Consider the following 12756-nt stretch of genomic DNA (forward strand, 5'->3'; position numbering starts at 1 on the left):
TCGGGTTGGCATGGCTAGGGCGTGAACGGGCAGGCGCGTTCACAGGTTGTTCAGCGTAAGCCGGGTTTGCAGCAAGGCTTCGTCGAAGGGCTGGGTGGTACGGGTGATCTTGACCATCACGCTGGCGCCCAGCCATTGGGCGTAGAGCCTCATCGCGACTTGCCGGGGGCTGGCGGCGATCTTCACCGAGCCTTCGTCCACGCCCCTGGCGATGGCGACTTCCAGGCGGTCGGTGATCTGCGAGGTGCCGCGGTGCAGGGCCAGGCGCATCTGCTCGGAAAGGTCGGCCACTTCGGCGCCCAGCTTCACCGCCAGGCATTTGCCGCAGTCGGTCTGGCTGGTCTGGTTGCGGATCCACAGCTGCCAGTAGCTCATCAGCGCATCGAAGGCAGTGGCTCGGGGGCTTTGCAGGATCAGGTCCATCTCCTTGAAGTAGCCTTTGAAGTAGTGTTCCAGCAGCGCCGTGCCGAACGCGTCCTTGGAGGCGAAGTAGTGGTAGAAGGAGCCCTTGGGTACCTCTGCCGCTTGCAGCACTTCGTTGATGCCCACGGCGGAAAAACCTTTGCGGGCAATGATCGATTCCGCGACGTCGAAGATGCGTTGTTGGGTCGGGTTGCTGGCGACGGTTGCCATGGTCGGGTTCCTCAGTAGACCAGTCGTCTAGTGCGATGGGCCCATGGTAGGAAGTCGCCTGCCAGCGAACAATGTCATCCTCGCAAGGATTCCGGACATCGGCGCGTCGAGCTGTTGCGTGGGCTGTGGGGCATCCTGAAAATCGGCTGCACACGTATCCACGAGGTGCCCTATGCATACGGTAGCGCTGGTGGTCTACCCGCAGTTCCAGCCTATGAGCCTGTCGCTTGGCTCGGTGTTCGAGTGCGCCAACCTGCTGCATGGCAAGCAGATCTACGCGTTCACCCTGGTGTCCGAGGAGGGCGGGGCGGTGATGTCATCCCAGGGGTATTCGGTCAATACTGAGGCGCTCAAGTGTTCCGGCTACGACACCCTGATCATCAGCGGCTACTTGGAACTGGGCGTGCCCAGCGCGCGGCTGCTGAGTCACCTGAGCGTGGTCAGTGGCAAGTCGCGGCGCATCGCCTCGCTGTGCACCGGCGTCTTCGCGTTGGCCGAAGCGGGCCTGCTGGCCAATCGGCGGGTGACCACCCATTGGCTGCATGCGCCGGAGTTCAAGCAGCGCTACCCACACTTGCGCATGGATGACGACCGCTTGTTCGTGGTCGATGGCCCGGTGTGGACCGGTGCGGGCATGAGCGCTGGCGTGGACCTGGCCATGGCCATGGTCGAGAAGGACCTGGGTGTCGACCTGGCGCGCCGGGTGGCGCGCAAGCTGGTAATGCAGCAGCGCCGAGGGGCTGAGCAATCGCAGCTGTCGGCACTGCTGGAGATGGACCCCAAGTCCGACCGTATCCAGCTGGCCATGGCCTATGCCCGCGAGCACCTGCGCAGCGACCTGTCGGTGACCCTGCTGGCCCAGGTCGCAAGGCTCAGCCCGCGGCAGTTCAGCCGGGTGTTCCGCGAGGAGACCGGCACCTCCCCGGCGAAGGCCATCGAGCGCCTGCGGGTGGAGGCGGCGCGCACCCTGATGGAAACCAGCTGCCACCCGGTGGAGGTGATCGCCCGCGAGACCGGCTTCGGCGACCGCGAGCGCATGCGCCAGGCCTTCCTGCGTGCCTACGGCAAGCCCCCGCAAGCGATCCGCGTGAAGCTCTATGCCGATGCCTTCGAAGGCGCGCCCTGACCGCGCCTTCGTTTTCGTGGAGGCGGCGCAGTACCGGTAGGCGCAAGGTCGCAACTACAGGCTTTTCTTGCCGTCATCGGGGCAAGGCGCCCCTGCGCTGGTCCACAGCTGCATCGCCTCCACCAGTTGCTTGTGCGTGCCCGGTGCCGGGAGACGCCCAGGCCCCGGTTCCCAGGCCCAGCGCACCAGTGGGTCGTCGTTGACGTGGTGATCGAACTCCTTCTTGAAGGTCTTCAGGTCGTGGCGCCCGCCGCGCACGGCCAGGAAGCTGTTGCGGGCCGGGTCCAGCAACTGCTCGCACAGCGCCTGCACGCCCATGTCGCGGGTCAGCAGCATGGTTGGCGGAGGCATGTGCCAGACGAACCCCGGCATCAGGTCGTTGGCCGCGCCCGGCGGCATGCCCGGTGCGTCGCCGTTCTTGTCCTGGTGGCAGCTGCGGCAGTTGACCGGCTGCGAGGAGTTGGCGATTTCCACGAACATCTTGCCTTCCACCTTCAGGCGCAGGTTGTGCACGATGGAAATGTTCATCGGGTGCAGGCGGCCGTCCTCGCCGACCGTTGGCCGCTGCACGCCATCCTTGATGACCCCGTGGCAGTTCACGCAGCGCTGGTGGGTGGTGACCTGGTGGATGTACTTGAACGCGGAGTCTGGGTTGGGGGCTTTTACATAGTCCTCGTAGGCGTCGGCTTGCACCACGCCGGTAAAGCCGGTGATTGCCAGCACGCAGAGCGTCAGACGAGCGGTGGCCATGGTCAACCTACCTTCTTTTCAAGGGCTGCAAGGATGTGTGCCGGGCGCATCGGAAGGTCCCGAAGCCTGACGCCTACGGCCTGGTAAATGGCATTGCTGATGGCCGGCGCGATGCCGATCACGCCGGGTTCGCCGAGGCCTGTGGGGAATTCGCTGCTGTCGACGAACTCGATGACGATTTCCGGCAGCTCGTTCATGCGAATGGGCATGTAGGTGTTCAGGTTCACGTCACGCACTTGCCCGTTGGCGAACTCGGTGTGTTCGTTGAGCGCCATGCTGAGCCCCCACATTGCGCCGCCCTCCACTTGGGCGCGGGCGCCATCGGGGTGGACGATGATGCCGGCGTCCACCACCATCACCACCTTCTTCACTCGAATGCTGCCGCTGGCCGGGTCGACCGCCACCTGCACGGCGGTGGAAATCCACGTCGCGTTGGTACGCTCCTGGCCTGCCGACAAGGCGATGCCGATGCCCTCGTTGGCGGGCAGGGGGCTGCCATAGTCGATGCGCGCCTTGAGCACTTCCAGGGTATGGCGCAGGCGGTTGGCGCCGCCGGCGGTTTCCGGCGCGATGCCGGCGTGCTTGCCTTTGCCATCGAGCATCTGCAAGCGGAACTGCAGCGGGTCGACCCCGGCGCGGTGCGCGGCTTCGTCGATGAACGCCTCCAGCCCCCAGACAATCCAACCCTGCCCGACCGACCTGAGCCAGCCGGGCAGGAAGGTGCGCTGCGCAAGGTCGTTGTTGATGGCCCGCGAACGGTGGTTGGCGATGCTGTACCAGTGGTCGGCGCCGCTGGCGGAGAACGGGTCGACCTTACCTTTCTTGTCCACGCTTTCGGTCATCCCGGCCGGGAACATGGACAGGGTCGGCCAGGCGGCGGAAAAGGCGTGGTCCATCGCCACCAGTTGCTTGTCGGCGCTGAAGTTGGCCTGGAAGCGCTGCACAGAGGCCGAACGCACCTGGTCGAAGCGCGAGTCGTCGGCTCGGGTGAAGATCAGCTTCACCGGCTTGCCGTACTGCTTGGCGGTCAGGGCGGCCGGGATCATGTAGTCGCCCCCGAGCCTGCGGCCGAAGCCACCGCCGAGGTAGTACTGGTGGATGACGATATCGGTCTCTGCGACTTCGAGCGCCTTGGCCAGAATCGCCAAGGTCAGCGTCTGCCACTGGTTGCCGCCGTGGATATGCCACTTGCCGTCCTGTTGCAAGGCGATGGCGTTCAGCGGTTCGAGGGCGAAGTGCAGGACGGTGTGGGTGTTGTAGATCGCGTCTATCGAGTCTGGGTGCTTGGCCAGGGCGGTATCGACATCTCCGTCGTCGATGAACAGGACGCCTTCCGATGGGTCGTTCACCTGACGCAGGCCTTCGGCCAGGATGTCGCTTTCGTTGACCAGTGCCGTTGGGCCTGGCTGGTACTGCACCTTGATCAGGTCACCGGCCTTGATCGCGGTGGGGTAGTCCTTGGCGAGCACCGAAACCCAGCCTTCGAGCTGGCCGCTGGGGTCCTTGAGTACTTCAAAGCCCAGGTAGCCGGGCAGCGCTTTGGCGCGTTGGTCGTCAACCCCGATCACGCGGCTGCCATAGCGCGTTGGCGGTACGATGGGGCGGGCGTAGACCATGCCTTCGACTTCCACATCGATGCCGTACACGGCCGAGCCGTTGGTTTTCGGCGGGATGTCCAGGGCCTTGTGCTGGGTGCCGATGAGTGTGTGCCTGCTCTTGGGCTTGGCGTTGAAGGCGTTCAGTTGTTCCGGGGTGAAGGTACGGTCGATGGCGCCTTTTTGCACCACCTCGGCAAAGCTGAGGTTGCCGGCGGGCGTCAGCACATAGCCGTTTTGGGTATCGCACTGGGCAGCGGAAACGCCCTTGAGTTTCGCCCCTGCTTCGATCAGCGCCGTGCGGCCGGCGGCGCCGGCCTGGGAAAGGGTCTTGAACGAGGTGTTCACCGACCAGGACCCACCCGTGATCATCAGGCCCCACTTGGGGTCGGTGTCCACGTGGATGATCTTTACCTGGCTCCAGTCGGCGCCGAGTTCGTCGGCAACGATGCGCGCCAGCGCAGTGCCCACGTGCTGGCCCATTTCCGCGCGGGTGATGTTCACGGTGACCGCGCCGCTGCTGTCGATCTGGAACCAGATGGTGGGCGAGAACAGCTTGTCCTTGAGCAGGTCCTTGGCGGGGGCGGCGAAGGCCTGGAAGGTCGGGGCAAAGGCCATCATCAAGGTGCCTGCGACGCTGCCGACCAGGAAGTTGCGCCGTGACAGGCTGGCCATGTCGGCGGTGAGGCGCAGTTGCTTATTCGACATGGGCGACCTCCACCACGGCAGGCGTGGCGAGGGCCTGTGCTTCGGCGCGAGTCATCGCCGCCGCGTGCTTGATGGTGTCCTTGATGCGCTGGTAGGTCATGCAGCGGCACAGGTTGGAGCTCATGTGGTTGACGATGTCGTCATCGCTCGGGTTCGGCGTGCGGGTCAGCAGGGTGGCCGCTTGCATGATCTGCCCGGACTGGCAGTAGCCGCACTGCGGTACCTGTTTTTCGACCCAGGCGTGTTGCAGCGGGTGGTTGCCGCCCAAGCCTTCGATGGTGGTGATACGCGTACCTTTGGCCATGGCCATCGGGTAGACGCAGGCACGAATGGCATTGCCATCGATATGCACGGTGCACGCACCGCACATGGCCACGCCACAACCGAACTTGGTGCCTTTGAGTTTGAACTCGTCGCGAATGACCCAGAGCACAGGTACATCGTCAGCGGCGTTCGATTGGACTTTCTCGCCGTTCAAGTAGAACTCGATCATGCCGACCTCCAGAGGGTTTCAGGCTTCGCGTTATTGGTCTCTCTCGCTGTTTTTCAGGCAGCCGCATACGCAAGGCGCCACGCGAGGTGGCACACATACAACCGTTGAATAGGCAAGCAGTCGGCGCGATCAAAGTGTCGTGCCAGAGGGGTTTTTATGGCGTTCGCACAACCGCGCGCCCAAGAGGAAAAGTGCGCATTGGTGCACGTTGTCCTTGTACGTCGGGAAATTAATAGTTATTGGCTTAGTGCGAAAAGAAGCGCGACCACGGTGTTCAGAATGAGATGAAGTCTAGCAAGGGCAGGTGGGGCGGCAATGTCATATACGCAATGTTTTGGGACATTGTTGGAGTAAAGAAATGGGGCCGCTATGCGGCCCCACTTCCAGACAACGCTGGACTCAGAACGAAAGCCCGGCCAACCAACTGCGCAGCATGCGCTTGCCCGCTTGCTCCAGCCCTTTCGCATACAACCCGGCATCATGACGCAGGGCAACCGGGTCGATACCCGAGGTGGCCAGCTCGCACGCGTGCCCCAGCAGCCAATGCTCGAAGCGTGCGCCTAGCACTTCGGGGTGGAATTGCAGGCCCAGCTGGTTCGAACCACGGGAAAACGCCTGGTTGCGGCAGATCTCGGTGGACGCCAGGCGGGTGCAGCCTTGCGGCAGGTCGAAGGTATCGCCGTGCCAGTGCAGTACCGGCACATCGCGCAGTTCGGCCAGCGGGTTGGGCGCGTCCGTGTTTGCCAGCTCGAGCACCGACCAGCCGATTTCCTTCGCCGGGCCCGGATAGACCCGCGCCCCCAGGGCGGCGGCCATCAGCTGCGCGCCCAGGCAGATGCCGAGGGTCGGGCGGTCGGCGGCCAGGCGTGTGCGCAGAATCTCCAGCTGGTGAGTGACGATGGGGTAGGTGTCGTGGTCGTAGACGCCGATCGGCCCGCCGAGAATTACCAGCAGGTCGGCGCCGTTCGGGTCCAGCTGGGTCAGGTCGTGTTCTGCTGCCTCGATGTACTCGATGACATAACCGGCCTCGCGCAGCGGGGCTTCGAAGCTGCCGAGGTTTTCGAAACCGACATGGCGGATGGCTTGCAGGGTGCGTTGGGTCATGGTGCTGTTCCGGACGTTAGGCGTACTTGGCCATAAGGATATGTTCTAGGTCTTTCAACGCAGCGGCCGCAGTGGCCAAGGGCTCGGCCCCGCCGCCGATGGCGACGGTCTCGCCCATGGCATCGCTGTGGATGCGGATTGCCTTGTTCTTGCCCCGCACGTGGGCGAACGGGTCGGAGATTGGGTAGGTCTTGATGCCGACGCTGGCGCGCACCTTGCCATCCTCGTAGCTCAGGCTGCCGACCAGCTTGGGCACCAGGCCCTGGGCGCGCCAGCCTTCGCTGAGTTCCGGGGTGACCGAGTGAATGCCGTCGACTTCGAGGTCGTCCATGGTCAGGTCGGCGCCCAGGCCGAAGTTGGCCAGCAGCAACAACTTGCAGGCTGTGTCCCAGCCTTCGGTGTCGTTGCGTGGGTCCGCTTCGGCGAAGCCATTCTCCCGCGCCAGGCGCAAGGCTTCATCGAAGCCGAGCCCATGGGCGCCCATGGAGTCGAGCAGGAAGTTGGTGGTGGCATTGAGAATGCCGTCGACCGACAGCACCTTGCAGCCCGCCAGGCTATGCCCGACCAGGTCCAGGGTAGGCAGGGCGGCAGCGGTGGCGCCGCTGAGCTTCAGGGTCGCCCCCGAAGCCTTGGCCAGTTCGCGCAGCTGGCGCCCGCTGTGGACCAGCGCACCTTTGGAGATGACGATGCAGTCCTTCCCGGCAGCCAGGGCCGATTGCAGGTAGGGCAGGCCTGGGCCGCCGCTACGGAAGTCGCTCGGCCCCGCTTCTATGAGCAGGTCGGCGCCACTGGAGGCGATGAATGCCGGCCCTGTGAGGTCGGCTTGCAGCGCCTGCAACTGGCTGTCGCGCAGGCCATCGGTAGCGACCAGGCCGGCCTTCGACCCGCACACCGCCACCAGGCGCACGTCCACGCCGTAGCGCTGGCGATAGTGATCCTGGCGGGACAACAGCAGCTGGGCCGTGGTGCGGCCGACGCCGCCGAAGCCTGCGATGGCGACCTTGAGGGTGTGCATGGAGGCGCTCCTCGAACCGTTACTTGGCGAACAGGTTGTTGATATCGGCGAAGGCCTTCATCTCGACGGCATTCCCGCTGGGGTCCTTGAAGAACATGGTGGCCTGTTCCCCAGGCTCGCCCTTGAAGCGGATGTAGGGCTTGATGATGAAGTCGACGCCCGCTGCGGTCAGGCGTTCGGCGGCTTCCTGCCACTGGGGCATGGACAGCACCACGCCGAAATGTCGCACCGGCACGCCGTGGCCGTCCACGGCGTTGGCCGACACGCTGCCGGTCTGGTCGGGGGCGAGGTGGGCCACGACCTGGTGGCCATAGAAGTTGAAGTCGATCCACTGGTCGGAGCTGCGGCCTTCACTGCAGCCCAGCAGGTTGCCGTAGAACTCGCGGGCCTCGGCCAGGTCGTTGACGGGGAAGGCGAGGTGGAAGGGGCATAGTGCGGTCATCGGAGTATCCCTCTGGGGTGTGTGGAAACAGCGTATCCGGCGACAAGGCTCATGAAAAACTATATGTTCTTATCATGAGAACAACGAAGCGTTATCAATCCCTATGATCGTCGAACTCCGCACCCTGCTCGCCGTGGCCCGTCACGGTACCTTCAGCGCCGCCGGGGACCGCCTGGGCCTGACCCAGGCTGCCGTCAGCGGCCACATGCGGCGTCTGGAAGAAGCCCTGGGCTTCGCCCTGTTCGACCGCACCGGCCGTTCGGCCACCCTCAATGCTGCCGGCCTGCGCACCCTGGCCCGCGCCGAAGTGCTGGTGGCCGGGTTCGACGCGCTGGGCGAGCCGACCACTGACGAGGAATGGGGAAAGCCCCTGCAGGTCGGCGCCATCGCCTCGGTGCAGGCCACCCTGGTCACCCGCGCGCTGGTGCCGTTTCGCCAACGTTTCCCTAACTGCCGGGTGCACCTGGCGCCAGGGGTTTCCCTTCACATGATGGACCGCGTCGAAGCAGGCGAACTCGATGTGGCCATCCTCATCCGCCCGACCTTCGAGCCCCCGCAGGAGCTGGAGTGGATACCCCTGGTGCGCGAGCACTACGTGCTGCTCGCCCCCCAGGATGTGCGGGGGGACGACTGGCAGCGACTGGTGCTGGAGCAGCCGTTCATTCGCTACAACCGCTCGTCGTTCGGCGGCCGGCAGGTGGAGCGCTACCTGCGTGAGCACGTTCCGACGCTGCGTGAGTGGGTGGAGGTGGATGATATCCAGGCGATGGTGGCGATGGTCGAAGGCGGGTTGGGGGTGGCGGTGGTGCCGCTGACCGAGACCATCGTGCCGCTGCCGACGAGGGTGCGGGCGATACCGCTTGGGGGGGAGCCGATACATCGGGAGATTGGCGTGCTTTGCAGGCGGGTGGCGGTTTCGGATGCGGTGAAGGGGTTTGTGGCGTGCCTGCGCGATAAATCTAACTGTGAGCTAAGTTCGTCAAGGGCGTTGCAAGAATAATTACCCCGGCAGGATGGCGATATTGCAAAGTCGATTGAACGGTCAAGTATATGTGGAACATTGGTATACGAGACGTAATGAATATCGCCGGGCAAGTGAGTAAGCGTTACTTGTAGCTGTTTATCAGGAAGTGCCTGAATATTCTGTTTGGTTTTAGCAAAAGCCTATATTATCGGGCCCTCTCCAAACCCATGTATCGAGGTTGTCGTGCGTATCTTGTTGGTGGAAGACGACCCGAACATGGCCTCTGCCATACAAGGCGCCTTGGCGCGCTACGGTATGGTCGTCGATGTTGTGCACTCTTTGCTCATGGCCAAGTCTGCGTTGAAGTTGCAGGTCCATGACCTGATGATCTTGGACCGCACCTTGCCAGACGGCGATGGGCTGGCTTTCGTCGGTGTGGCTCGTCAGCTCAGTGCGGTGCTGCCGATCATTTTGCTCACGGCCCGTGGCGAGGTCTGCGATCGGGTGGCGGGGCTCAACGAGGGGGCCGATGACTATATCGTCAAGCCTGTCGCGGTGGATGAGCTGGTCGCGCGCGTGCGCGCCATTGCACGTCGACCCGCGACAGTAAGGTTGCCGTGCGCGACCATCAGTGCGCTGACGTTCGACTTTGCCGCGCTCGAAGTGCGGGTCAATGGGCGGGTGTTGCCCTTGCAGCGCAGGCAACTGTTGATTATCGAAGCGTTGATCTACCGACAAGGCCGCACGGTGCAGCGCGAACACCTGCACGAGGCGGTCTACGGGCTCGATGACGAAATCCAGTCCAACGCGCTGGATGCCCATATATCGAAATTGCGCCGCGTATTGAAGGCGGCGCAGGCGGGGGTCGAGATCGTGGTCATCCGCGGTGTCGGCTACCTGCTCAGGGAGTGCCAGTGACCTTCCGATTCGGCCAATCGCTGACCGCACGATTCCTCTGGGCCCTTTGCGCGTTGCAGGGTGCGGTGCTGCTGGCCTCTCTGGCGGGTACGCTTTATTACCTCATCGATGACAAGGTCGCGTATGTCAATGAGTCGGTCACCGATGCGCTCTTGAGCTCGGTGACGGTAGGGGAGCAGCTGACACTCAGCCGTGGCGAGGCGCTTGAGCAACTGCAGCAGGAGCACCCCAGGCTATGGGTGATAGTGGCCGCCGCGCAGCGCCCCACCCTGCGTTTGGGTGAGGTGCCGGCGGAATATCAGGGCCTCGTCGATAACCTGTTGCTGATCGGCAAACTCGATGTTGCCGCTTTCAAAGAACGCTCGGAACTGGCCTTGCATGCAGACTCCAGGGTGATCGACGGAGTGCGCGTGCATGTATTGGCAGGGGGCGCTGCGACGACGGATTTCAACCGGCTGATTTTCAATATCACCAAGGCTGTCAGCCCTTACTTTCTGATACCCGTGTTGCTGTTCAACCTGACCGTCACGCCCTGGGTGGTGCTTCGTGCCACGCGCGGTGTACGTCACGTGGCGGTGGAAGCCTCCTCGCTGGACATATCGGATATGAATTCGCGCCTGAGCGAGGAGTTCGTCCCGCGCGAGATTCGCCCTCTGGTGGCGGCGTTCAATGAATCGATGGAGCGGCTGCGCACAGCATACTTCCTGCGCAATCGTTTTTTACGCGATGCCGCCCATGAGTTGCGCATGCCGATCGCCATCTTGATGGTGCGCCTGGATGAAATGCCATCGAGCCCGTTGAAAGCGCAGCTGTTAACCGACCTGGAGCGCTTGGCCAATGTGGCCGAGCAGTTGTTGGACCTGCAGCGCCTTCATGAGCCGAAAGCGGCACTGGTGCCCCTCGACCTGGTGGCCCTGGCGCGCGATATGGCGGCGGATGTGGCGCCGTTGGCGCTGTCGCGCAATTACGAGCTGGAGTTGTTGGTGCCCGAACAGCGAGTAGGTGTGCTGGGGGATGTCCATGCGCTGAGCCGGGTGCTTGCCAATCTGCTGCAGAATGCGCTGGTCCATGGGGGCGGCAGAGGCAGGATCAGTTTGACCGTGACCGCCGATGGCAGTGTGGCGGTTGCCGACCAGGGCGATGGTGTGTGTCTGGCGGATATCGAACAGATCTTCCAGCCGTTCTATCGTGGCATCACCAACAAGCCTGGGCATGGGCTTGGGCTGCACCTGGTGCAAGAGATCGTCAGCCGGCATGGCGGGCGAATCACTGCCGCCAATGTGCCGGGCGCCGGGGCCATCTTTACCGTGTACCTGCAATCGGTGGATTTGAGCTGAGCATGCCCGCCGGCACGGCACCCGACCGGTGGCGGCGACGTGCGCAATGTTCGGGCAATGTCCGCCAGCAACCATGGGCACGGGGAAAAGGGGCGCCAGGTAAGCGCCCGCGCGGCCCCCGCCGGTTTAGGGACAATCGTTCGTCGCTCAGCAGCCGCTGACCAGTCGACGTTCTCTGCATAACGCATTGCAAGCGCCGCCCAGGGGCATCGATGCGTATGTGCGGCATCTTCCGAAGGGAAACGGAGCGCGTCTGCCAGTGGCCGGCGGCACACGCCTGCGCACGATCTTAGAGCTGACTGGAGCACCTGCAATTGAGCAGATTCTTTGCTTTTGGCCTGTTGGCCAGCTGTTGCACGCCTTGGGTATCGGCGACCACCACGGTCAATATCGCGACGATCAACAACCCTGACATGGTGATGTTGAAGTCGCTGTCCAGTGCGTTCGAAGCGGCCAATCCGGATATCCGCCTACGCTGGGTAACGCTCCCGGAAAGCGACTTGCGCCAGCGCGCCTTGATCGATGCGGTGACGCAATCCGGGCAATTCGACCTGATCACCATCGGCGCCTATGAAACGCCGCTCTGGGCCAAGAAGGGTTGGTTGATGCCGTTGGACATGCCACCCAGCTACCAGGCGTCGGACCTCATCCAGTCGGTGCGCGATGGGCTTTCCCACGAGGGGCGGCTGTACGCCTTGCCGTTCTATGCCGAAAGCTCCATGACCTACTACCGCAAGGATCTGTTTGCCAAAGCCGGCCTCAGCATGCCGCCGCAGCCGACGTGGAGCGACATCGCCGGTTTTGCCCAGCGGCTGGATGACAAGGCAGCCGGTGTGCACGGCATATGCCTGCGCGGCAAACCCGGCTGGGGTGAGAACATGGCGCTTCTCGGCACCATGGCCAACGCTTACGGTGGTCGCTGGTTCGACATGCAGTGGCGCCCGACGCTGGACTCGCCGGCGTGGAATCAAGCCCTCGGCGTGTACACCCAGGTGCTGCGCCAGTTCGGCCCGGCAGACCCGATCAGCAAGGGTTTCAACGAAAACCTCGCGTTGTTCAGCCAGGGCAAGTGTGCGATGTGGGTCGACGCCACCGTTGCCGCCGGCATGCTGTATGGGCAGGCGCAGTCCCAGGTGGCCGACAAGGTCGCCTTCGCGCCCGCCCCCATCGGCACGACCTCCAAGGGTAGCCACTGGCTGTGGAGTTGGGGGTTGTCGGTGCCCGCCGCCTCGCGTCACAAGGCCCAAGCCCAGCGCTTTGCCGCCTGGGCCACCTCGCGTGAATACATCGAGCTGGTGGCCAGCAAGCACGGTTGGGCAGCGGTGCCGCCCGGCACGCGCACCTCCACCTATGAAAACCCGGCCTACCAGCACGCCGCACCCTTCAGTGCGTTCGTGTTCGATGCGATCAAGAGCACTACCCCGACCGACCCGACCTTGGAGAAGGTGCCTTACACCGGCGTGCAGTTCGTGACCATCGCGCAATTTCAGTCGATCGGTACGTTGGTCGCCCGAGAGGTGGCGGATGCACTGAGCGGAAAAACCGATGTCGCCACGGCCTTGCGCAGCTCCCAAGCGTCGACGGAAGCCGCCATGCGTCGCGCAGGCCGTATGCCTTGAGTGCGCTCTTCCAACCGCCGGCCCAGTCTGGGACTTCACCCTGGAGCAACAC

12 protein-coding genes are annotated in these 12756 nt (G+C 63.7%); 5 read left to right on the plus strand and 7 right to left on the minus strand.

Translation table 11 applies throughout. The features are described 5' to 3' along the window. Positions 1 to 39: 39 nt before the first annotated feature. A complete protein-coding gene (locus tag RAC97_RS09405) occupies positions 40 to 633 on the minus strand; it encodes a TetR/AcrR family transcriptional regulator (RefSeq protein WP_379671418.1) in 594 nt (197 codons plus the stop codon). Between the two features lie 172 nt (positions 634 to 805). Between RAC97_RS09405 and RAC97_RS09410 the strand changes: the two genes are divergently transcribed. Next, positions 806 to 1759 carry a GlxA family transcriptional regulator gene (locus tag RAC97_RS09410; protein ID WP_379671419.1) on the plus strand — a complete coding sequence of 318 codons (954 nt, stop codon included), beginning with the start codon at positions 806 to 808 and terminating at the stop codon, positions 1757 to 1759. A gap of 54 nt (positions 1760 to 1813) precedes the next feature. Here the strand turns inward: RAC97_RS09410 and RAC97_RS09415 are convergent, their stop codons facing one another. The 6 genes from RAC97_RS09415 to RAC97_RS09440 form a co-directional block, all read right to left on the minus strand. After that, positions 1814 to 2509, minus strand: a complete 696-nt coding sequence (locus RAC97_RS09415) for a hypothetical protein (protein WP_379671420.1) — start codon at positions 2507 to 2509, stop codon at positions 1814 to 1816. Between the two features lie 2 nt (positions 2510 to 2511). Then, complete coding sequence (locus RAC97_RS09420) at positions 2512 to 4812, minus strand: molybdopterin cofactor-binding domain-containing protein (protein WP_379671421.1); 2301 nt, start codon at positions 4810 to 4812, stop codon at positions 2512 to 2514. Then, entirely contained in the window at positions 4802 to 5305 is a 504-nt protein-coding gene (locus tag RAC97_RS09425) for a (2Fe-2S)-binding protein (protein ID WP_379671422.1), read from the minus strand. The genes RAC97_RS09420 and RAC97_RS09425 overlap by 11 nt, the downstream gene beginning before the upstream one ends. A gap of 399 nt (positions 5306 to 5704) precedes the next feature. After that, positions 5705 to 6409 (minus strand): glutamine amidotransferase, encoded by a 705-nt coding sequence (locus RAC97_RS09430; protein ID WP_379671423.1) that lies wholly within the window; start codon positions 6407 to 6409, stop codon positions 5705 to 5707. A 16-nt stretch (positions 6410 to 6425) separates the two neighbouring features. Continuing rightward, the gene (locus RAC97_RS09435; protein ID WP_379671424.1) at positions 6426 to 7424 is read right to left on the minus strand and encodes a homoserine dehydrogenase; all 999 of its coding nucleotides are present in this window, start codon (positions 7422 to 7424) and stop codon (positions 6426 to 6428) included. Positions 7425 to 7443: 19 nt separating this feature from the next. Beyond that, a complete protein-coding gene (locus tag RAC97_RS09440; protein ID WP_379671425.1) occupies positions 7444 to 7866 on the minus strand; it encodes a VOC family protein in 423 nt (140 codons plus the stop codon). A 103-nt stretch (positions 7867 to 7969) separates the two neighbouring features. On the opposite strand from RAC97_RS09440, the gene RAC97_RS09445 reads away from it, so the two are divergent. The 4 genes from RAC97_RS09445 to RAC97_RS09460 all read left to right on the plus strand — a co-directional run bounded on the left by RAC97_RS09445 (position 7970) and on the right by RAC97_RS09460 (position 12704). Then, positions 7970 to 8866 carry a LysR family transcriptional regulator gene (locus RAC97_RS09445; RefSeq protein WP_379671426.1) on the plus strand — a complete coding sequence of 299 codons (897 nt, stop codon included), beginning with the start codon at positions 7970 to 7972 and terminating at the stop codon, positions 8864 to 8866. A 207-nt stretch (positions 8867 to 9073) separates the two neighbouring features. Next, on the plus strand, positions 9074 to 9748 hold the full coding sequence (locus RAC97_RS09450) for a response regulator transcription factor (protein ID WP_379671427.1): 675 nt from the start codon (positions 9074 to 9076) through the stop codon (positions 9746 to 9748). Then, positions 9745 to 11085, plus strand: a complete 1341-nt coding sequence (locus tag RAC97_RS09455) for a sensor histidine kinase (protein WP_379671428.1) — start codon at positions 9745 to 9747, stop codon at positions 11083 to 11085. Before RAC97_RS09450 ends, RAC97_RS09455 begins: the two co-directional genes overlap by 4 nt. 314 nt (positions 11086 to 11399) lie before the next feature. Continuing rightward, the gene (locus RAC97_RS09460; protein WP_379671429.1) at positions 11400 to 12704 is read left to right on the plus strand and encodes an ABC transporter substrate-binding protein; all 1305 of its coding nucleotides are present in this window, start codon (positions 11400 to 11402) and stop codon (positions 12702 to 12704) included. The last annotated feature ends 52 nt before the right edge of the window (positions 12705 to 12756 follow it).

Origin of the sequence: Pseudomonas sp. LS_2 (genome assembly GCF_042709235.1) — a bacterium.
Classification (GTDB): Bacteria; Pseudomonadota; Gammaproteobacteria; order Pseudomonadales; family Pseudomonadaceae; genus Aquipseudomonas.